Origin of the sequence: Pseudonocardia oroxyli (genome assembly GCF_900102195.1) — a bacterium.
In the GTDB taxonomy this organism is placed as follows: Bacteria; Actinomycetota; Actinomycetes; order Mycobacteriales; family Pseudonocardiaceae; genus Pseudonocardia; species Pseudonocardia oroxyli.
In genome coordinates this window covers 161,877-182,547 of sequence record NZ_FNBE01000005.1, presented here as the reverse complement: position 1 = coordinate 182,547, position 20,671 = coordinate 161,877, and the positions used below count along the sequence as shown (strand labels likewise).

The following is a 20,671-nucleotide window of genomic DNA, read 5'->3' as shown; positions in this document are numbered from 1 at the left end:
GGCGATGAAGGCCATTCGATTCCACGAGTACGGCGACCCGACGGTCCTGCGTCACGAGGAGGTGGACGAGCCCGTCGCCGGTCCCGGACAGGTGCGGGTGCGGGTCGCGGCCACGACGTTCAACAGCGTCGACGGCACCATCCGGGCGGGGCTCATGCAGGGCCCGATGCCCCTGACTCTGCCGCACGTGCCCGGGCTGGACGTCGCGGGAACGATCGACGCGCTCGGCGAGGGTGTGCGCGATCTCGCCGTCGGCGATCAGGTGATCGGCTTCCTCCCCTTCGTCGTCGACGGGGCCTCCGCCGAGTACGTCGTCGCCCCCGCCGAGATCCTGGCCCCGGCCCCGACCGCCATCCCGCTCGCCGACGCCGCCGCACTGCCGCTGGTCGGCCTCACCGCCTGGCAGGCCCTCTTCGACCACGCCGAGCTGAAGCCGGGGCAGCGCCTGCTGATCAGCGGGGCAGGCGGCGCGGTGGGCGGGTACGCGGTGCAGCTGGCCAAGGCCGCGGGCGCCTACGTGATCGCCACCGGCAGCCCGCGCAGCAGGCGGAACCTGGAGGCCGCCGGTGCCGACGAGATCATCGACCACAGCGCCACCGAGGTGACCGCCGCGGTCACCGCGCCGGTCGACGTCCTGCTCAACCTCGCACCCCTCGACCCGGACGAGTTCACGGCGCTGGCCGCCCTCGTTCGCGACGGTGGCGTCGTGGTCAGCGCCACCGTGTGGATGCCCGCCCCGGCCGACGAGGAACGCGGCGTGCGCGCGATCGACATGTACGTCCGCAGCGACGTCGCCCAGCTGTCGGAACTCGTGGCGCGCGTCGACCGCGGAGAGCTCACCGTCGAGGTCGCCGAGCGCGTCCCACTGGCCGACCTGGCCCAGGTCCACGCCCGGGCGGCCGCGGGAAACCTGGCTGGCAAGATCGTCATCCTTGCGCCGACGGCCTGACGCGACGGACACAGCGGACGCCATCGCCGGTCGGAAATGGTGGAGACGAGGGGAATCGAACCCCTAACCCCCGCCTTGCAAAGGCGGTGCTCTGCCAATTGAGCTACGTCCCCGTGGGCGACAGACTACCGGGTGGTCGCCTCGTGCCAGGGATCTGTGGTGCTGCGGGACTTGAGGCCGACAAGCACCAGGATCGCGGCGCCGACAGCGGCGACGAGAGCGAGGAGCTTCTTCACGTCGATCACCTTCGAAGCCGATGGAGTGGGCCTAGCTGGAGTTGAACCAGCGACCTCATCATTATCAGTGATGCGCTCTAACCAACTGAGCTATAGGCCCCTGCGGCGTGCAGAACTCTACAGGACCCCGCACGCCGCCTTCGCGGGGGGTCAGTCCCGCTCGGACAGGGTGACCTCCACGCCGCCGACCAGGTCGGCGGAGACGTTGTAGACGAACGCACCCACGGTCATCGCCACGGCGAAGAGCAGGCTGTTGATCGCTCCGATGACCGCGGCGAAGCCGAAGACGCTACCCGCGCTGATCAGCGATCCGCCGCCACCCTGGCCACCGCCGGAGACGAGGTCCGCGTAGGTGCCGTTGAGCCGGTCCCACACGCCCATGCCGTCGAGCACGCCGTAGAGCACGCCGACCGCCACCAGCCAGATGAAGAACAGGACGACGGCGAGCACCAGCGCGAGCTTCAGCACCGACCACGGGTCGAACCGCTTGAGCTGCAGCAACGCCTGGCGCGGGGCCCGCTCCCCCACCGACGGGACGCCGGCGTGGACCTCGCCCCGCGCCGGGCCCACCGACGCCGTGCGCGGTGCCGCGCCCGGGTCGATGTACGCCGTGGGCGCCTCGCTGAGCAGCGAGTCCACCGGGGCCTGCCGAGGGGCGGGCCGCGAGGTCGGGACGGCGGTCTCGGTCGCGTCCGAGCCCGACGCCCGCCGCCACGGCGGCGGAGTGGGCACCGAGCCGGGCAGCGGGGTCCCCGTCGGCTGGTCCGCCGCCCCGGGCGAGGGGGCGTCCGGCCGCGGCCGCGGCACCGGCGTCGGGGTGGCGAACACCGCGGTCTGGTCGGCCGCCGGACTCGTCCCGTTCTTCGGGGCCGACGCGTGGTCGGGGGCCTCAGTGGCCGGGGCGACCGGGGCGGCCGCGCCGTCGTCCTTCGACGCGGCGCTCGGCCCGGCACTCACCCCCGCACCGTTGGCGGTCGATCCGTTCGCGGGCGTGGTCCGGTCCTCCGCGGCCTCGGCGGGGTCCGCCGGGGCCTCGGCCGCACCGTCCGTGGGGAGCGGCGGTGCGGCTGCAGAGCTGTCCGTGGCCACCGGCCCCGTCGCCGGCTTCTCTTCGTTCTCGCTCACGAGGTGGAGCACTCCTCGGCGTTCGGCGTGCAGGTCAGGTGGCCGGGATCAGCCGGTCTCCTCGGGGGCCTCGTCATCGTCCTCGGCGTTGCGCGCGACCGCCAGCAGTGTGGCGTTCTCGCCGAGGTTCATGAGGCGGACCCCCTTGGTCTGCCGGCCCGCCTTCCGCACCTCGCGTGCCGAGGTCCGGATGACGCCGCCGGTCGACGTGATCGCGTACAGCTCGTCGTCGATCCCGACGATGAGCGCGCCGACCAGGGTGCCACGCCTGCGGTCGTACTGGAGCGTCAACACTCCCTTGCCGCCGCGACCCTGTACCGGGTAGTCCTCGATCGGCGTCCGCTTGGCGTAGCCGCCCGCGGTCGCGACCAGCACGAACTTGTCGTTCTGCACCACGGCGAGCGACAGCAGCTGGTCGCCGGAGTTGAACCGCATGCCCAGGACGCCGGAGGTGGCGCGGCCCATGGGGCGCAGGGTCTCGTCCGTCGCGGAGAACCGGATCGACTGGCCCTCGGCGGACACCAGGAGCAGGTCGTCCTCGGCGCTGCAGAGCACGGCGCCGACGAGCTCGTCCTCGTCTCGCAGGTTGATGCCGATCAGGCCGCCGGAGCGGTTGGAGTCGAAGTCCTCCAGGCGGGACTTCTTGACCAGCCCGTTCTTCGTGGCGAGCACGAGGTACGGCGCGGCCTGGTAGTCCTTGATCTGCATGACCTGGGCGATGTGCTCGTCCGGCTGGAACGCGAGCAGGTTCGCGACGTGCTGGCCGCGTGCGTTCCGGTTCGCCTCGGGCAGCTCGTAGGCCTTGAGCCGGTAGACCCGGCCCTTGTTCGTGAAGAACAGCATCCAGTCGTGCGTGGAGCACACGAAGAAGTGGGCGACGATGTCGTCCTGCTTCAGCGTGGCGCCCTGCACGCCCTTGCCGCCGCGCTTCTGCGCCCGGTACAGGTCGGTCTTGGTGCGCTTGGCGTAGCCGGTCTGGGTGATCGTGACGACGACGTCCTCGACGGCGATGAGGTCCTCGTTGGTGACGTCCCCGTCGTCCGCGATGAGCCGCGTGCGCCGCTCGTCGCCGTGCTTCTCGACGATCTCGATGAGCTCGTCCTTGACGATCTGCCGCTGCCGCTCGGGGCGGGCGAGGATGTCCTCGTAGTCCGCGATCTCGAGCTCGATCTCGGCCAGCTCGTCGACGATCTTCTGCCGCTCCAGGGCCGCCAGCCTGCGCAGCTGCATGTCGAGGATGGCCTGGGCCTGGATCTCGTCGACCTCGAGGAGCTCGATGAGGCCCTGGCGCGCGACGTCCACCGTCTGCGACGCCCGGATGAGCGCGATGACCTCGTCCAGCGCGTCGAGCGCCTTGACCAGACCACGCAGGATGTGGGCGCGCTCCTCGGCCTTGCGCAGCCGGTAGCGCGTGCGCCGGACGATGACCTCGATCTGGTGCCGGATGTAGTTCCGGATGACCTGGTCCAGCCGCAGCGTGCGGGGCACGCCGTCGACGATCGCCAGCATGTTCACGCCGAAGCCGGTCTGCAGCTGGCTGTGCTTGTAGAGGTTGTTCAGCACGACCTTGGCCACCGCGTCCCGCTTGAGCGTGAACACGATGCGCATGCCGACGCGGTCCGAGCTCTCGTCGTTGATCTCCGAGATGCCCGTCATCTTGCCGTCGCGGATCATGCTCGCGATGGACTCGACGAGGTTGTCCGGGTTGACCTGGTACGGCAGCTCGGTGACGACGAGGATGGTGCGGCCCTTGGCGTCCTCCTCGACCTCGACGACCGAGCGCATGCGCACCGAGCCGCGCCCGGTGCGGTAGGCGGACTCGATCCCGTCCCGGCCGACGATCAGACCCGCCGTCGGGAAGTCCGGGCCCTTGATCCGCGCCATGAGCGCGTCCAGGAGCTCCTCGTCGCTCGCCTCGTGGTTGTCCAGCGCCCAGACGACGCCCTCGCCCACCTCGCGCAGGTTGTGCGGCGGGATGTTCGTGGCCATGCCGACGGCGATGCCGACCGAGCCGTTGATCAGCAGGTTCGGCACCCGCGACGGCAGGACCAGGGGCTCCTGGGTCTTGCCGTCGTAGTTGTCCGCGAAGTCGACGGTCTCTTCTTCGATGTCCTGCAGCATCGCCATGGCCAGCGGCGTGAGCCGGCACTCGGTGTACCGCATGGCCGCCGCCGGGTCGTTGCCCCGCGAGCCGAAGTTGCCCTGCCCGTCGATCAGCGGGTAGCGCATCGACCAGGGCTGGGCGAGCCGGACGAGCGCGTCGTAGATCGCCGAGTCGCCGTGCGGGTGGTAGTTGCCCATCACCTCGCCGACGACGCGGGCGCACTTGACGTACGAGCGGTCCGGCCGGAAGCCGTTCTCGCCCATGGAGTACAGGACGCGCCGGTGTACCGGCTTGAGGCCGTCCTCCACGAGCGGCAGCGCCCGACCCACGATGACGGACATCGCGTAGTCGATGTAGGAGCGCTGCATCTCCTGCTGGATGTCGACCGGCTCGATCCGGTCGCCGCCGCCCGCGCCGGGGAGGGCCGGGTCCAAGGTGTCAGTCACTGTTCAGGTCCTCTATCTCTCAGACGTCCAGGAACCTGACGTCCTTGGCGTTCCGCGTGATGAAGGAGCGGCGGGACTCGACGTCCTCGCCCATCAGCACGGAGAAGAGCTCGTCCGCGGTCGCCGCGTCGTCCAGGGTGACCCGGGAGAGCATCCGCACCTCGGGGTCCATCGTGGTCTCCCACAGCTCTTTGGCGTTCATCTCGCCGAGCCCCTTGTACCGCTGCACGCCCTCGTCCTTGGGGAGCTTCTTGCCGGCCTCGCGGCCCGCCGCGATCAGCCCGTCCCGCTCCGCGTCCGAGTACGCGAACTCCGGCTCGGACCCGCGGCCGCCCCACTTGATCTTGTAGAGCGGCGGGTTCGCCAGGAACACGTGCCCGGCCTCGACCAGCGGCCGCATGAAGCGGAACAGCAGGGTGAGCAGCAGGGTGCGGATGTGCTGGCCGTCGACGTCCGCGTCCGCCATCAGCACGATCTTGTGGTAGCGCAGCTTCGACAGGTCGAACTCGTCGTGGATGCCCGTGCCGAGGGCAGTGATGATCGACTGGACCTCGGTGTTCTTGAGGACGCGGTCGATCCGGGCCTTCTCGACGTTGATGATCTTGCCGCGGATGGGCAGGATCGCCTGGTACATCGAGTCCCGGCCGGACTTGGCCGAGCCGCCTGCCGAGTCGCCCTCCACGATGTAGACCTCGGACTTGCTCGGGTCCGTGGAGCGGCAGTCCGCCAGCTTGCCCGGCAGACCGCCGATGTCACCGGCGCTCTTGCGGCGCACCAGCTCCCGCGCCTTGCGGGCGGCGAGCCGGGCCTGCGCGCTGGACACCGCCTTGGTGACGATGGTCTTCGCGTCCGCGGGGTTGCGCTCGAACCAGTCCGACAGCCACTCGTTGCTCATCTTCTGCACGAACGACTTGACCTCGGTGTTGCCGAGCTTGGTCTTCGTCTGGCCCTCGAACTGCGGCTCGGCGACCTTGACCGACACGATCGCGGCGAGCCCCTCGCGGATGTCCTCGCCGGACAGCGCCGGGTCCTTGTCCTTGAGCAGCTTCTTGTCCCGCGCGTAGCGGTTGACCGTGGTGGTCAGCGCGGAACGGAAGCCCTCCTCGTGGGTGCCGCCCTCGTGCGTGTTGATCGTGTTCGCGAACGTGTACACCGACTCGGAGTAGCCCGAGTTCCACTGCATCGCGACCTCGACCTGGTGCCCGGGGCCCTCGCCGGTGTAGCTGATGATCTTCTTGTGGATCGCGTCCTTGCTGCGGTTGATGAACGCGACGAAGTCCTCGAGACCGCCCGGGTAGTGGAAGGTCTGCTCCTTGACCTTGGCGACGAAGCCCTCCGCGTCCGGCTCGTCGTCGACCTCGGTGTCGGAGACCCGCTCGTCCCGCAGGACGATCGTGAGGCCCTTGTTGAGGAACGCCATCTCCTGCAGCCTGCGCTGGATCGTCTCCAGGCTGTACGTGGTGGTCTCGAAGATGGTGGGGTCGGCCCAGAACGTGATCGAGGTGCCGGTCCGCTTCGACGGCGCCCCCTTGTGCAGCGTGCCGGGGACCGAGTGGTCGTAGTGCTGGTTCCACGTGAAACCGTCGACGTGGATCTCGACGTCGAGCGCGCTGGACAGCGCGTTCACGACGGAGACGCCGACGCCGTGCAGGCCGCCCGAGACCGCGTAGGACTTGCCGTCGAACTTGCCGCCCGCGTGCAGCACGGTGAGCACGACCTCGACGGCGGGCTTCTTCTCCACCGGGTGCATGTCGACCGGGATGCCACGACCGTCGTCGACGACGCGGACGCCGCCGTCCGCGGTCAGGGTGACCTCCACCTTCGTCGCGTACCCCGCCATCGCCTCGTCGACCGCGTTGTCCACGACCTCCCAGATGAGGTGGTGCAGACCGCGCTCGCCGGTGGAGCCGATGTACATGCCGGGGCGCTTGCGGACGGCTTCCAGGCCCTCGAGGACCGTGATCGACGACGCGCTGTAGCCGCTCTTCTTCTCCGCCACGGGCTGATGTTCTCCTCGCCACGAGAGCCGGCGGATGCCGGCAGTGCTGCCGCACACGTGCGGCACTCACTGATGATTCTACCGGTCCGGTCGGACAGAACTGTGGCTAGGACACGTCTGAAAGCGTCACAGCGGCGCGATCGCGCGGCGAACAGGGTCCGGCCGCCCGAAAACGGGGTCGAACGGCGCTCACGCCCCGTCACGTCGCGCTCAGCGGGCCTCTGGCGGGTGCGAACGGTCACCCGAGAGTGGGAGGCGCGGGAGGCTCACCCGTAGGTGTCCCGGGGGCCTCGGCCGCGGACGTGGCGCGGACCGTGGCGCCAGCTCGGGCCCTGCGGCCCCGTGACCCGGATCCGCTTGACGACGTCCGGGCCCACCGCGGCGGCCAGGCGCTGCAGGATCTGTCGCTGCAGGGTGCGCAGCTGCGTGGCCCACGCCGTGGACTCCGCCTTCAGGACCAGCTCGCCGTCCCGCAGGGAGACGGGGGTGCAGTGGTCGGCGATGTCCGGCCCGACCAGCGTGGGCCAGCGGCCCAGCACCGTGGCGTCCGTGAGCCGGGAGGACCAGCCCCGGTCCATCGAGACCCGCGACACCGCACGGCCGAACGGCTGCGGGTCCCGGTTGTCCGGGCCCGGGCCGGACCAGCGACGTCGTCGTCCCCGCCCGAAGCCCGTCGGCCGCACGCCCCGCTGCTCCGCGGACTGCTCCTTCCGCTTCGCCGCCGTCGCCTCGCGCGCCGCGGCGAGCGCGTCCCGGGCCAGATCGGCGCCGCGCCGCTCGCCGCGATGAGCGGTGTCCCCAGGGGTGTGGACATCCTTGGGGACCGCGGGCGGGTCCGACGGTCGATCCGTCGCGGCGGGCGGTGCCTTGTGACTGGAGTCACCGGAGGAGCGGGGGTTATCCACAGTATCCACAACCTTGTCCCCAGGAACGCCCCGATCGGGGGCGGCTCGTCATCATCCGTTCTCCTGCACGTCAGACGGGTCGTCACCGGTCGTCGTCCGGACGACGGTCCCGCCGCCCACCGCGAACCGGGCGCCCGTCAGCTGCGCCGGGACGTCCTCGGCGACGGCCGCGGTCACGATGACCTGCTCCGCCTCGGCGGCGACCGCGCACAACGCGCGGCGCCGCTGCGCGTCGAGCTCGGCGAAGACGTCGTCCAGGATGAGCACCGGCTCGACGTCGTCCGCCTTGAGCAGACGGTAGGACGCCAGCCGCAGCGACAACGCGATCGCCCACGACTCGCCGTGGCTGGCGTAGCCCTTGGCCGGGCCCTCCCCGAGGCCGAGCACGAGATCGTCCCGGTGCGGGCCGACGAGACAGACCCCCCGCTCGATCTCCTGGCGGCGGACCTGGGCCAGCTCGTCGAGCAGCATGGGTTCCAACGCCGCCCGGTCGAGCTCACCGGGGATCGAGCACTTGTACTGCAGTGACAGCGGATCCGATGTCGGCGCCACCTCGGAGAAGGCCTTCTCCGCGTGCGGCGCGATCCCGTCGACGAGCTCGAGCCTGCCCGCGAGCAGGGCCGCGCCGTGCCGGGCCAGGTGCCCGTCCCACACCTCGAGCGTGGACAGGTCGGCCTGCCGGTTGCGGGCGGTCTTGAGCAGCGCCGAGCGCTGCCGCAGCACCCGGTCGTAGTCGCTGCGGACGCCGGCGTAGCGCGGGTAGCGGGCGACGAGCAGGTCGTCGAGGAACCGCCGCCGCTCGCCCGGGTCGCCGCGGACGAGCGCGAGGTCCTCCGGAGCGAAAAGCACGCTGCGCAGGATCCCGAGGATCTCCCGCGGGCGCAGCACCGGCGCGCGGTTGACCCGCGCCCGGTTCGCCCGCCCGGCCGTGATCTCCAGCTCGACGAACAGCTCGCGGCCCTGGTGCACGACCTGGGCCCGCACGATCGCGCGCTCGGCGCCGCGGCGGATCAGCGGCGCGTCGTTCGCGACGCGGTGCGAGCCCAGGGTGGCGACGTAGCCGATCGCCTCCGCCAGGTTGGTCTTGCCGACGCCGTTCGACCCGACCAGCACCGTGACGCCCGGTTCGAGATCCAGCTCGGCGCGTTCCCAGGAACGGAAGTCCTCGACGGCCAGTCGCCGCAGGTGCACTAGTGGGTGCTGCCGGCACCCGAGCTGGGTCCGGCGTGGTCGCCCGGTGCGCCCGCCGGGCCGGCGGCCTTCTTCACCGCGTGCCCGCCGAACTGGTTGCGCAGCGCCGCGACGGCCTTCATGGCCGGGGACTCGTCCTGCCGGGACGCGAACCGCGCGAACAGCGCCGCGGAGATCACCGGCAGCGGCACGGCGTGCGTGATCGCGGACTCGATGGTCCACCGGCCCTCGCCGGAGTCGTCCACGTAGCCCTCGAGGTCCGCCAGGTGCGGGTCCTCCTTCAGTGCGTTGACCAGCAGGTCCAGCAGCCACGACCGCACCACGGTGCCGCGCGACCAGGCCTGGATCACCGCTGGGACGTCCTCGATCAGCGGGGTGGCCTCCATCAGCTCGAAGCCCTCGGCGTAGGCCTGCATCAGGCCGTACTCGATGCCGTTGTGCACCATCTTCGAGAAGTGCCCGGCCCCGACGCCGCCCGCGTGCGCGAAGCCCTCCTCGCGCGGACCCTCCGGGCGCAGCGCGTCGAAGATCGGCATGGCGAGCTCGATGTGCTCCTTCGCCCCGCCCGCCATCAGGCCGTAGCCGTTGTCCTTGCCCCAGATGCCACCGGACACGCCGCAGTCGACGTAGCCGATCCCCTTGGCGGACAACAGCTCCGCGTTCGGGCCGTCGTCGGTGTAGCGGGAGTTCCCGCCGTCGATCACCAGGTCGCCCGGCTCCAGGATGTCGGCCAGGGCGGCGACGGTGGAGCGCGTCGGCTCACCGCTGGGGACCATCACCCAGACCACCCGCGGCGCCTCGAGCGCCGCCGCGAGATCCGCCGGCGACGCCACGTCGGTGACCTCCGGCCGCGGGTCGAACCCGACGACCTCGTGTCCCGCCGCCCGCACCCGGTCCCGCATGTTGCCGCCCATGCGGCCCAGGCCGATCAGTCCGAGTTGCACAACCGCTCCCCACTCCTGGCCCTCACGTGTCGGCGCTCATCGTGCCGGCCGCGGGTGAATCGATCACCCCGGGAGGCGCACCGGCATCAGCAGGTGGAGGTAACCCGAGGCGGGCGGGGTCGTGTCCTCCCCCTCGGCGGGCGGCAGCACCGGGCGGACCAGCGCGGGCCGGTTCGGGGTGGTGAACGTGAGCTGGGCCTTCTCGGTGTGCAGCGCACCGAGCGCGTCCAGCAGGTAGCCCGGGTTGAACGCGATGGTCAGCGGGGTGCCGTCCAGCGTACAGGGCAGCTCCTCCTCGGCGCTGCCGACGTCCTCGCCACCGGCCGCGAGCCGGAGCCCGTCCTCGCCGAACTCCATCCGGATCTGCGCGACCCGGTCCGCGACGAGCGAGACCCGCTTGATCGCCTCGACGAGGTGGCTGACCTGGAGCTCCGCGGCGGTGGTGTGCTCGGCCGGAATGAGCTGGCGAAACCGCGGGAACTCCGCGTCGAGCAGGCGGGTGGTGGCCCGGCGGCCCCCGCCGGTGAGCCCGAGCATGCCGTCCCCGGCGGACAGGGCGATCTCGACGGAACCGGCGCCGGCGAGGGTCTTCGCGACGTCCGAGAGGGTCTTCGCCGGGATGAGCACGGCGGTGGACCCGCTCGCGTCCTCCGGCTGCCAGTCCAGCTCGCGCACGGCGAGCCGGAAGCGGTCGGTCGCGGCGAGCGTGAGCCGGGTGCCCTCGATCTCGAGCCGGATGCCGGTGAGCATGGGGAGCGTGTCGTCCCGACCCGCGGCGACGGCGACCTGGGCGACGGCCCCAGCCAGCTCCGCGGCGTCGACCGCGCCCGCCCGCTGGGGCATGCCCGGCAGCTGCGGGTAGTCCTCGACCGGCATGGTCGGCAGCGAGAACCGGCTGCTGCCGCAGTTGATCGTGGCGCGGGAGCCGTCGACGACGAGGTCCACGGGCTTGTTCGGCAGGGCGCGGGTGATGTCGGCGAGCAACCGGCCGGAGACGAGCAGCCTGCCCGGGTCACCGATCGTCGCGTCGAGCTCCACGCGGGCCGAGGTCTCGTAGTCGAACCCGGAGACGGTGAGGCGGTCCCCCTCGGCTCCGGCGTCGATCAGCACGCCGCCGAGGACCGGCACCGGCGGTCGCGCAGGGAGGCTGCGGGCGACCCAGGCAGCGGCATCGGCGAGCACGTCGCGTTCGACCCGGAACTTCATCGCGGAGAGGACCTTTCACCGGTGGTCACTGGATGTGACCGCGCTCGGAGTGATTCGAAGTGACTCGTGACCGGGCCCCGGAGGAGGACGGGCGGCGCGGGCCCCGAGGTCCGACCGACGGTCTTCGAGGGCGCTCCGCCGACGTTCCGGCAATCCGGGTTCGGCCGACTCACCGTAGAGCCTCCCGAGCCCGGGTGTCACGTCGCGGGTCCGTCGCCCGACGAGCGGTCCGAACGCACCGGCGAGGTCCCCGTCCGTGTCCCCATCCACGGCCCTCTTTCTCTTGTAGTTCTTCCAAGAGAGAACTCCAGACGTAGAGATAGGTCCTGTGGACAACGTGGATGGAGCGCGTCGTCGCAGGTGGGACGGTGCGGCGATCTGGGGACCGGGCCTGCGGACGGACTCGGGAGGGTTGCGGAGGACGGTGGACAGCCAGCGTCCGGGCGGAGTTGTCCGGCCGCTGTCCCCGGGTTCGAGGTGAGTTGTCCACCGGCTGGGGGTGATCCGTCCACCGCCCATGGGCCGGCAATCCACAGAGTTGTCCCCAGATGTGGGTGAAGCGTGGCCGTGCGTCCACGCTGTGCGACCGGTCGGCGCCGTTGCCAGGACCCGGTGGCGGCGGTCGAGACCCTCAGGAGTCCCGCCTTGCACACGAGCTGCAACGGACGGTGACCGTCCGGGTCACTGTTCGCGTGGCGCCCGCGCCCGTCGATGCGGCGAGCGTCCTTTAGCAGACGACGAGCGGTCGGGCCGGGAGCGACACGCGCTCGGAGTGGATCTCTCTTCGGTCACGACGCGATGACGGCTCGTTGATCTTCGTTCGAGGCGTCTCGATCTTGGTCACTCGTGTCCACATGATCGTTCTCGCCCTCGCCGCGTCCGACGGCGTCGAGACTCGGCTGCTCCATGTGGGTGTGCACGTGGTCACGGAGCGACTTGCGTCCTTCCGGTGAGGAAGGCTGGGGGCGGGCTGGGGACAACAGGCCGGTGGCAGGGGGGGGTTCGCACGTTTCGTGCGCTTAGTGCGGTGCGCACGACAGCCGGGGCACGGAGATAGCGATCGTGGTGCGTCGCCCGTGCGGATGCGCGGTCAGTGCCGGGCGCGCTGCTTGATGCGCGCCGTGAGCTCCTGAACCTGCTCGAACGTCTTGCGGCGCAGCGAGATCTCGTTGCGGATCTTCTTGTCCGCGTGCATGACCGTGGTGTGGTCGCGGCCGCCGAAGGTCTGGCCGATGCGCGGCAGGGAGAGATCGGTGAGCTCGCGGCACAGGTACATGGAGATCTGGCGGGCCTGGGCGAGCGCCTTGGTCTTCCCGGGCCCGCACAGCTCCTCGATCGTCACGTCGAAGAACTCGGCGGTGACCGCCATGATCGTCGGCGCGGTGATCTCCGAGGCGGCGGAGTCCGGGATGAGGTCGCGCAGCACGATCTCGGCGAGCTGGGTGTCGACGGGCTGGCGGTTGAGCGAGGCGAAGGCCGTCACCCGGATCAGCGCGCCCTCGAGCTCGCGGATGTTCCGCTCGATGCGCTCGGCGATGAACTCCAGGACGTCACCGGGGACGGCGAGCCGGTCCTGCGCCGCCTTCTTGCGGAGGATCGCGATGCGGGTCTCGAGCTCGGGCGGCTGGATGTCGGTGATCAGCCCCCACTCGAACCGCGTGCGCATCCGGTCCTCGAGGGTCTCCAGGCGCTTCGGCGGCCGGTCGGAGGAGACGACGATCTGCTTGTTCGCGTTGTGCAGGGTGTTGAAGGTGTGGAAGAACTCCTCCTGCGTGCCCTCCTTGCCCTCCAGGAACTGGATGTCGTCGACGAGCAGCACGTCGACGTCCCGGTAGCGGCGCTGGAAGGCGACCTTGCGGTCGTCACGCAGGGAGTTGATGAAGTCGTTGGTGAACTCCTCGGTACTGACGTACCGCACGCGCATGCCGGGGAACAGCCGCTGCGCGTAGTGCCCCACCGCGTGGAGCAGGTGGGTCTTGCCCAGCCCGGACTCGCCCCAGATGAACAACGGGTTGTAGGCGCGGGCGGGCGCCTCGGCCACCGCGACGGCCGCGGCGTGGGAGAAGCGGTTCGACGCCCCGATGACGAACGTGTCGAAGATGTACTTCTCGTTCAGCCGGGTCTGCGAGCGCGGCGCCACCGGGTCGCCCGGCTGCGGCGCGGAGTACGTGGGCCACGGCTCCGGCGCGGGCGGCGGGGCGCCCTCGACGCCGGCGGGCTCGGGGAGCGCGGCCGCGGCCGACGGGTCCACGAGCGGCGAGCCGGACGGGGGCGTCGGCACGTCGGCGGTGGCGCCGTCCGTGCCGAGCGGTAGCGGGCTCGGCGCGTTCGACTCCGCGATCGCGCCCAGCGACGGCGCGCCGACCGGCCTGCGCGACGGCGGGTCCGGCACCGCGGTCCCGCCCGCGGACGCGCTCTGGTCGACCACGACGGCGAGGTTCACCTGCACTCCGAGGTGCCGGCCGATCGCCTCGCTGATCGGGCGGCGCAGGATCCGCTCGATGGCGTCCTTCGCGAACTCGCTCGGCGCGGCGAGGAGCGCGGTGCCGTCGAGCAGCCCGAGTGGGCGGGTCAGCCGGAGGAAGGCCCGTTGCTGCGCCGACAGAGTCGGCGCGCCGTTCTCGGGCGGGGCGGCGAGGTCGGCGATGACCAGATCCCACACCTGGGCGAGGTCACCGTTTTCCGCCACCGCTGGGTCCCTCTCTCCGCGCGACCGGCTGGGGGCGGGCGCGCGCCGTCGGAGTTCGTCGTTCTGGTTCGTGCGGGCCTGAAGACATCCCCAGACTTATCCACACATGTGTATGACCGTACGCAGGGGAGTTCGGCGGATCGCGCCCGGCCCCTCGGCCACCGCGACCCGCAGAGCCTTCGACGGAGCCGACGGCGCGTGCGGATGTTCCGATCCCCCCGGATGGAACGTGAAGCCCGCACGCTAACAACGACCGCCCGGCGACCACAAGACGCGCAGGTGGAGGCAGGTCCGGCCCACGTGCGCCTGCCTGCGAGGATGACGGTGAGCGACCTCGCTGTCACTCGACCTCGCGGTGACGGGGGGCGGTTTGCACGCCCTTCGCGCCGCTGCGTACCCTTATCCGGAGGCGCGCCCTGTGTGCGCAGACCAACCAGAAGCTACCGACGGCCCGAGCGTGTCGTCGATCGGGAGAAGACGACCGTGAGCAAGCGGACCTTTCAGCCGAACAACCGCCGCCGCGCCAAGACGCACGGCTTCCGCCTGCGCATGCGGACCCGCGCGGGCCGCGCCATCCTGTCGTCGCGCCGCCGCAAGGGCCGCGCCGCGCTCTCGGCCTGATCGCCGCGACGTCGGAGTGCTGCCCGCCGGCGCCCGGCTGACCCGTCGGGACGAGTTCGCCTCGACGATCCGCCGAGGTCGCCGCGCCGGGCGCGCCCGTCTCGTCGTGCATCTGGACACGACCCCGAATCCGGTCCTCGGTCCGAGGGCCGGATTCGTCGTGAGCAAGGCCGTCGGGAACGCGGTGGTCCGCCACCGCGTGGCCCGGCGGCTCCGTCATCTCGTGGCGGACCGGTTGGCGACGTTGCCCGCGGGCGCCCTGCTCGTCGTCCGGGCCCTGCCACCCGCGGCCACCGCCACGTCGAGCGAGCTGGCCGCCGACCTCGACTCGGGCCTGCGGAAGGCCACGCGATGAGCACCGTCCTCCTCGCGCTCCTGCGCTTCTACCAGCGCTGGATCTCCCCGAACCTGCCCCCGAGCTGTCGCTTCTACCCCAGCTGCAGCGCCTACGCCGTCGAGGCGATCCAGGTCCACGGCGCGCTGCGCGGGTGTTGGCTCGCGCTGCGCCGACTCCTGCGCTGCCACCCGTGGCACCCTGGCGGAGTAGACCCGGTCCCACCCCGATCCGACCACGGCACTGAGAAGTGCGAGGAGCAAGCCCCGTGCTGAACTTCATCTACTACCCCGTGTCGTTCATCATGTGGGTCTGGCACAAGGCGTTCGGCTTCATCTTCGGCGCGGACGCCGGCATCTCCTGGGTCCTGTCGGTCATCTTCCTGGTCTTCACCCTCCGCGCGATCCTCTACAAGCCGTTCGTCGGCCAGGTCCGCTCCATGCGCAAGATGCAGGAGATGGCGCCGGAGATGCAGCGGCTCCGGAAGAAGTACGCGAACGACCGGCAGAAGCTCACGCAGGAGATGCAGAAGCTCCAGGCGGAGAACGGGGCGAACCCGCTCGGCGGCTGCCTGCCGGTCCTGGTGCAGGTGCCGGTGTTCATCGGCCTGTTCCACGTGCTGCGGGAGTTCAAGCCCGGCAAGACCGAGAACTACTTCTTCGGCGCGGACGAGGTGCGTTCGTTCGTCGACTCGTCGTTCTTCGGCGCCAAGCTGGGTGCGACCGTCGTCAACACGCAGTACTCCACCGTCACGCTCCAGGAGCTCGGCGGGAACCTCACCAGCCAGCTGATCGTGATGATCCCGCTGATGATCCTCGCGGGCATCTTCACCCACATCACGGCGCGGCACTCGGTCGCCCGGCAGGCCGCCAACCCGGCCGCCATGGCGAACTCGCAGACCGCGATCATGAACAAGCTGATGCTGTACGTGTTCCCGATCGGCGTCGTGGTCGGTGGCCCGTTCCTGCCCCTGGCGATCCTCTTCTACTGGGTCTCCAACAACCTCTGGACGCTCGGCCAGCAGTACGTCGTCTACAAGAGGATCGACGCGGAAGAGGCCGAGAAGAAGGACAAGGCGGCGCAGAACCGCAACGCCCTGGCGCCCAAGCCCGGCCAGAAGCCGAACCGGAACGGCTCGACCCCGGCCGAGCCCGAGGCCGTCGAGGAGCCCGAGACCGAGACCACCGAGTCCGCTCCGGAGAAGAAGCCCGGGGCCAAGCCGGTGACGAAGCCCAAGCCCGGCGCGAAGCCCGTCAACCGATCCGGTGGGTCGGGCGGGCGCCCGGGCGGCGGTAACCGGACGCAGGCCCGCAAGGGCAAGAAGCGTCGGTAGCAGACCTTCGAGCGGGCCGCGGCTCGCTCACCTCGTCCGGTCGCCTGGCGGTCGGACGAGCGCAACGTGGAGAGGAGTACGCGTGCCGAAGACGGCGGAGGGCGGGTCCGAGGACCAGCTGATCAAAGAGGGCGACATCGCCGGGGACTACCTCGAGCGGTTGCTCGACATCCTCGACTACGACGGTGACATCGACCTGGACGTCGAGGCCGGCCGGGCGATCGTCAGCATCGACGGCGGCGAGGACCTCGCCCGACTCGTCGGCGAGAAGGGTGCCGCCCTCGAGTCGCTGCAGGAGCTGACCCGCCTGGCGGTGCAGCAGGCCTCCGGCAACCGCAGCCGGCTGATGCTGGACATCGCCGGGTGGCGGCAGGGTCGGCGGGACGAGCTGACCGAGCTCGGCACCCGTACCGCCGAGGAGGTCAAGGAGACCGGTACGCCCGCCCGGCTGCGGCCGATGACGCCGTTCGAGCGCAAGGTCGTCCACGACGCCGTCGCGGCGGTCAAGGGCGTCTCGAGCGAGAGCGAGGGCGAGGAGCCCCGCCGGCAGGTCGTCGTCTTCCGCGACAAGTAGATCCCCGCGGTGGCGCCCTCCGTGTCCAGTTCGGACCGGAGGGCGCCGTCGTCTCCTCCCCAGGACGGTTTCACGTGGAACATCCCCCTCCCCCGGCCGCGCAGAAGGTCTTCGGCGACCGGCTCGAGCTCGCCGCCCGCTACGTCGACCACCTCGCGACCTCGGGCGTCGAACGTGGTCTGATCGGGCCGCGCGAGGCGGACCGGCTGTGGGACCGTCACGTCCTCAACTGCGCCGTCGTCGCGGAACTCGTGCCGGACAGCGCGAAAGTGGTGGATGTGGGCTCGGGTGCGGGCCTTCCCGGGATACCGTTGTGCCTCGCCCGTCCGGACCTCCGGATCGTGCTCGTCGAACCGCTCGCCCGCCGGGTGGAGTGGTTGGAGGAGATCATCGCGGATCTCGGCTTGTCGCTGACGGTCGAGCGCGGGCGAGCAGAGGAGAATGCGATCCGACGGCGATGGGAGGGGGCTGACGTGGTCACCGCACGCGCCGTCGCTCCGCTCGCCCGGCTCGCCGGCTGGTCGCTCCCGCTGCTCCGCACGGGGGGCCGGATGCTCGCGGTGAAGGGCGCGTCCGCACCGCAGGAGATCGAGCGGGACGCCGCCGAGGTCCGCAGGCTGGGCGGCGGCACTCCCGTCATCGAGCTGTGCGGCACCGGCATCGTCGACCCGCCGAGCACAGTGGTGTCCGTCGAACGTCAGGCCCGACTCGCCGGTCGACCCCGGAAGAAGCGTTCCACGTGAAACATCCCCAGGAAGGTCCCCAGCGATGAGCCTCGGCTGGACCCCGATAGCCGAAGAGGCGGAGCGCGCCGCCCGTCTGCGGCACCCCGACCGTCACGGCATGCCGAAGCCGGCCCACCGCCGCATCCTCACGATCGCCAACCAGAAAGGCGGCGTCGGCAAGACGACGAGCACGGTCAACGTGGCTGCGGCGCTCGCCCTGCACGGCCTGCGCGTCCTGGTCATCGACCTCGACCCCCAGGGCAACGCCAGTACGGCCCTCGGCGTCGAGCACCGGACGGGCACTCCGTCTGTCTACGAGGCGCTGATCGGCGAGATCGGCCTCGTCGAGGCGGCCGCCGTCAGCACGGCGTCGGACAACCTGCTGTGCGTGCCCGCCACCATCGACCTGGCGGGTGCGGAGATCGAGCTCGTGAGCATGGTCGCCCGCGAGTCGCGGCTGCGCCAAGCGCTCAACGACGACGCGCTCGACGAGCTGAACGTCGACTACGTCCTGATCGACTGCCCGCCCTCGCTCGGCCTGCTCACCGTCAACGCCCTCGTCGCGGCCCAGGAGGTGCTGATCCCGATCCAGTGCGAGTACTACGCGCTGGAGGGCCTGGGCCAGCTCCTGAGCAACATCGACCTGGTGCGCTCGCACCTCAACACCGCGTTGCACGTGTCGACCATCCTGCTGACCATGTACGACGGCCGGACGAAGCTCGCCGACCAGGTCACCTCGGAAGTGCGACAGCATTTCGGCAATACGGTCCTTCGGACGGTCATCCCGCGTAGCGTGAAGGTCTCCGAGGCGCCGGGCTACAGCCAGACCGTCCTCGCGTACGACCCCGGCTCCCGCGGGGCGATGAGCTACGTCGACGCGGCGCGCGAGATCGCGGAGTACGGCTCGCACATGGATGAGCAGACGGATGGGGCATAGATGGCGGAGCGCAAGGGCGGACTGGGCCGCGGCCTGGCCGCGCTGATTCCCACGGGGCCGGAGACCGGGATCCGGACCGGGCCGATGGCGTTGACGCCGACGGACATGCTGCCCTCACGGATGCGTGCGCCGGAGCCGATGACGAGCGTCGGCGCGGAGTACCGCGAGATCCCCGTCGGGGCGATCCGGCCCAACCCGAAGCAGCCCCGCACCCAGTTCGACGACGAGCAGCTCGCCGAGCTCGAGCACTCCATCCGCGAGTTCGGGCTGCTGCAACCGATCGTCGTGCGTGAGCTCGTCGCCGGCCAGTACGAGCTCGTCATGGGCGAACGTCGGTGGCGCGCCTCCCAGCGGGCCGGGCTGACCGAGCTGCCCGCCATCGTGCGCGGCACGACCAACGACCAGATGCTGCGGGACGCGTTGCTGGAGAACATCCACCGCGTTCAGCTGAACCCGCTCGAAGAGGCCGCCGCCTACGAGCAGCTGCTCGAGGAGTTCGGCGTCACCCAGACCGAGCTCGCCGACCGGATCGGCCGCAGCCGACCCGTCGTCACGAACATGATCCGGCTCCTGCGTCTGCCCGTCGCGGTGCAGCGGCGGGTCGCGGCAGGAGTGCTCTCGGCCGGTCACGCTCGAGCCCTGCTCGGGCTCGACGACGCCGCCGCCCAGGAGGAGCTCGCCGCTCGCATCGTCGCCGAGGGACTGTCGGTGCGCGCGACGGAGGAGGCGGTCGTCCTCGCCCGCAACGAGGCCCCCGCCGCCAAGGCGCGCAAGCCCCGTGGGCGCCCCGCGGTGAGCGAGGGCATGAGCGCCTTGGCCGATCGACTGTCCGACCGCTTCGACACGACGGTCAAGGTCGAGATGGGCGCCCGGAAGGGCCGACTCGTGGTCGAGTTCGGCTCCGCGGAGGACTTCGAGCGCATCGCGCGGATGATCGAACAGGGCGGCTGAGTCCCGACTCGTCCACCGAGGCCCGTGCGCGAGACGTGCCGCTCACGGGCCCCCTGTGCGCCGCTGGCTGATCGAGGGTGGATCCGGTACGGCGGGATGTGGACGCACTCGCCGACGTGTCATAACAGGATCCTTCGCGGGTGTCAGCCCCGCTCGATCGCCTTCTCCACGAGGGCGGCGAAGACCGTGCCGAGATCTCCGCCGTCCGCGGCGACCGCGGTCGGCAGCAGCGAGGTGTCGGTGAGGCCGGGCGAGACGTTCACCTCCAGGATCTGCACCCGCCCCTCCCCGTCCACGACGGCGTCCATGCGCGAGAGGTCCCGGAGGCCGAGAAGTGCGTGCGCCTCGAGCGCCGTGCGTTCGAGGAGGGCGATCGTGTCGGCGGGAAGCCGCGCCGGGCAGTGGAACGACGTCGCGCCCGGCGTGTAGCGGGCGGTGTAGTCGTAGACGCCACCGGGCGCCTCCACCTCGACCGGGGGCAGGGCTCGCGGAAGGGTGCCGTCGTGCACGACGGAGACGGCGACCTCCGTGCCCGTCACGAAACGCTCGGCGAGAACCGTGTCGGCGTAGGCGAGGCAGCTGACCATCGCGGCCGGCAGATCCGCGGCCGACCGGACGACCTGGGCACCGAGTGCCGAGCCGCCCTGGTCGGGCTTGAGCATCAGCGGCAGACCGAGACGCTCGACCATCGCGTCGAGCACGGCCTGCGCTCCGAGCTCACGGAAGGTCGTGTGCGGGAGCGCGATCCAGTCGGGAGTGTCGAGGCCCGCGCGGGCGAACTCGGCCTTCGCGGTCGGCTTGTCCCAGGCGCGGCGGCAGGCGGCCGAGGCGGTGCCCACGTAAGGCACCCCCAGGAGCTCCAGGACGGCGTGGATGGCGCCGTTCTCCCCCTCTCCCCCGTGCAGCGCCACGATCGCGGCCGATGGGCGGTCCGTGCGCAGACGCTCGATCAGGGACGCGTCGGCGTCCCACTCGCGAACGTCCACGCCCACCGAACGCAGCGCGCCGGCGAGCCGCTTGCCGGACCGTAGCGAGACCTCGCGCTCGTGGGAGAGTCCGCCCGCCAGTACCGCCACGCTTCGATCGCTCACCCGCGCATTCTCCGCCACGCCGGGGCGAGCGCGGCGGCGGGGATGTTTCACGTGGAACGGGTGTGGCGAGGGAGCGGCCGGTGATGCGTATACGCGGGCAGTGCGGAGGTGGGCGGCGTGCGATCGGGGCTGGGCGGGGGCGCAGGATGCGGGCCGTGATCCGGCGTCTGGGAGATGCTCGGTCACGGATCGACCTCTCGGCGGTGCGGTGGTGGGTGCGCGGCTGGTGATGCGTATACGCGGACAGTGCTGGGGTGCGGTGGCCTGGGACCGAGGCCGGGACCGGGACCGGGACCGGTCCCGGGGCCGGG

18 protein-coding genes and 2 tRNA genes are annotated in these 20,671 nt (G+C 71.1%); 9 read left to right on the top strand and 11 right to left on the bottom strand.

All coding sequences use genetic code 11. The features are described from left to right. The first annotated feature begins 4 nt into the window (after positions 1-4). Positions 5-949 carry an NADP-dependent oxidoreductase gene (locus tag BLS43_RS09865; protein ID WP_093080738.1) on the top strand — a complete coding sequence of 315 codons (945 nt, stop codon included), beginning with the start codon at positions 5-7 and terminating at the stop codon, positions 947-949. A 37-nt stretch (positions 950-986) separates the two neighbouring features. Here the strand turns inward: BLS43_RS09865 and BLS43_RS09860 are convergent. From BLS43_RS09860 to dnaA, 10 genes are all read right to left on the bottom strand, one after another. Next, a tRNA-Ala gene (locus tag BLS43_RS09860) sits at positions 987-1,062 on the bottom strand. A gap of 149 nt (positions 1,063-1,211) precedes the next feature. Continuing rightward, positions 1,212-1,285: transfer RNA gene (locus tag BLS43_RS09855), tRNA-Ile, on the bottom strand. A 50-nt stretch (positions 1,286-1,335) separates the two neighbouring features. Then, complete coding sequence (locus BLS43_RS09850) at positions 1,336-2,310, bottom strand: DUF3566 domain-containing protein (RefSeq protein ID WP_245707404.1); 975 nt, start codon at positions 2,308-2,310, stop codon at positions 1,336-1,338. 48 nt (positions 2,311-2,358) lie between these two features. Continuing rightward, positions 2,359-4,860, bottom strand: coding sequence for a DNA gyrase subunit A (gene gyrA / locus BLS43_RS09845; RefSeq protein WP_176921253.1), 2,502 nt, complete (start codon positions 4,858-4,860; stop codon positions 2,359-2,361). 19 nt (positions 4,861-4,879) lie between these two features. Further along, positions 4,880-6,859 carry a DNA topoisomerase (ATP-hydrolyzing) subunit B gene (gene gyrB, locus BLS43_RS09840; protein WP_093080733.1) on the bottom strand — a complete coding sequence of 660 codons (1,980 nt, stop codon included), beginning with the start codon at positions 6,857-6,859 and terminating at the stop codon, positions 4,880-4,882. 266 nt (positions 6,860-7,125) lie between these two features. Beyond that, positions 7,126-7,773 (bottom strand): DciA family protein, encoded by a 648-nt coding sequence (locus BLS43_RS09835; protein ID WP_425438533.1) that lies wholly within the window; start codon positions 7,771-7,773, stop codon positions 7,126-7,128. 42 nt (positions 7,774-7,815) lie between these two features. After that, on the bottom strand, positions 7,816-8,955 hold the full coding sequence (gene recF / locus BLS43_RS09830) for a DNA replication/repair protein RecF (protein WP_093080728.1): 1,140 nt from the start codon (positions 8,953-8,955) through the stop codon (positions 7,816-7,818). Further along, entirely contained in the window at positions 8,955-9,899 is a 945-nt protein-coding gene (gene gnd / locus BLS43_RS09825; RefSeq protein ID WP_093080723.1) for a phosphogluconate dehydrogenase (NAD(+)-dependent, decarboxylating), read from the bottom strand. The genes recF and gnd overlap by 1 nt, the downstream gene beginning before the upstream one ends. A gap of 63 nt (positions 9,900-9,962) precedes the next feature. Then, positions 9,963-11,105 carry a DNA polymerase III subunit beta gene (dnaN, locus tag BLS43_RS09820; protein WP_093080718.1) on the bottom strand — a complete coding sequence of 381 codons (1,143 nt, stop codon included), beginning with the start codon at positions 11,103-11,105 and terminating at the stop codon, positions 9,963-9,965. Between the two features lie 1,090 nt (positions 11,106-12,195). Then, positions 12,196-13,767, bottom strand: a complete 1,572-nt coding sequence (gene dnaA / locus BLS43_RS09815; protein ID WP_374205006.1) for a chromosomal replication initiator protein DnaA — start codon at positions 13,765-13,767, stop codon at positions 12,196-12,198. A gap of 510 nt (positions 13,768-14,277) precedes the next feature. Here dnaA and rpmH point away from each other — a divergent pair. The 8 genes from rpmH (at position 14,278) to BLS43_RS09775 (ending at position 19,269) form a co-directional block, all read left to right on the top strand. Next, complete coding sequence (rpmH, locus tag BLS43_RS09810) at positions 14,278-14,415, top strand: 50S ribosomal protein L34 (RefSeq protein WP_093080708.1); 138 nt, start codon at positions 14,278-14,280, stop codon at positions 14,413-14,415. 16 nt (positions 14,416-14,431) lie between these two features. Beyond that, positions 14,432-14,770 carry a ribonuclease P protein component gene (gene rnpA, locus BLS43_RS09805; protein WP_093080703.1) on the top strand — a complete coding sequence of 113 codons (339 nt, stop codon included), beginning with the start codon at positions 14,432-14,434 and terminating at the stop codon, positions 14,768-14,770. Beyond that, positions 14,767-15,024 carry a membrane protein insertion efficiency factor YidD gene (gene yidD / locus BLS43_RS09800; protein WP_093080699.1) on the top strand — a complete coding sequence of 86 codons (258 nt, stop codon included), beginning with the start codon at positions 14,767-14,769 and terminating at the stop codon, positions 15,022-15,024. The genes rnpA and yidD overlap by 4 nt, the downstream gene beginning before the upstream one ends. Then, positions 15,018-16,082, top strand: coding sequence for a membrane protein insertase YidC (gene yidC, locus BLS43_RS09795; RefSeq protein ID WP_093080694.1), 1,065 nt, complete (start codon positions 15,018-15,020; stop codon positions 16,080-16,082). Before yidD ends, yidC begins: the two co-directional genes overlap by 7 nt. Before the next feature lie 82 nt (positions 16,083-16,164). Further along, positions 16,165-16,656 (top strand): Jag family protein, encoded by a 492-nt coding sequence (locus tag BLS43_RS09790; RefSeq protein WP_093080690.1) that lies wholly within the window; start codon positions 16,165-16,167, stop codon positions 16,654-16,656. A gap of 74 nt (positions 16,657-16,730) precedes the next feature. Further along, entirely contained in the window at positions 16,731-17,399 is a 669-nt protein-coding gene (gene rsmG / locus BLS43_RS09785) for a 16S rRNA (guanine(527)-N(7))-methyltransferase RsmG (RefSeq protein ID WP_093080684.1), read from the top strand. 25 nt (positions 17,400-17,424) lie between these two features. Beyond that, a complete protein-coding gene (locus tag BLS43_RS09780) occupies positions 17,425-18,318 on the top strand; it encodes a ParA family protein (RefSeq protein ID WP_093080679.1) in 894 nt (297 codons plus the stop codon). After that, a complete protein-coding gene (locus BLS43_RS09775; protein ID WP_093080674.1) occupies positions 18,319-19,269 on the top strand; it encodes a ParB/RepB/Spo0J family partition protein in 951 nt (316 codons plus the stop codon). Between the two features lie 143 nt (positions 19,270-19,412). Here the strand turns inward: BLS43_RS09775 and BLS43_RS09770 are convergent, their stop codons facing one another. Beyond that, the gene (locus BLS43_RS09770) at positions 19,413-20,360 is read right to left on the bottom strand and encodes a D-alanine--D-alanine ligase family protein (protein WP_093080671.1); all 948 of its coding nucleotides are present in this window, start codon (positions 20,358-20,360) and stop codon (positions 19,413-19,415) included. Positions 20,361-20,671 lie beyond the last annotated feature (311 nt).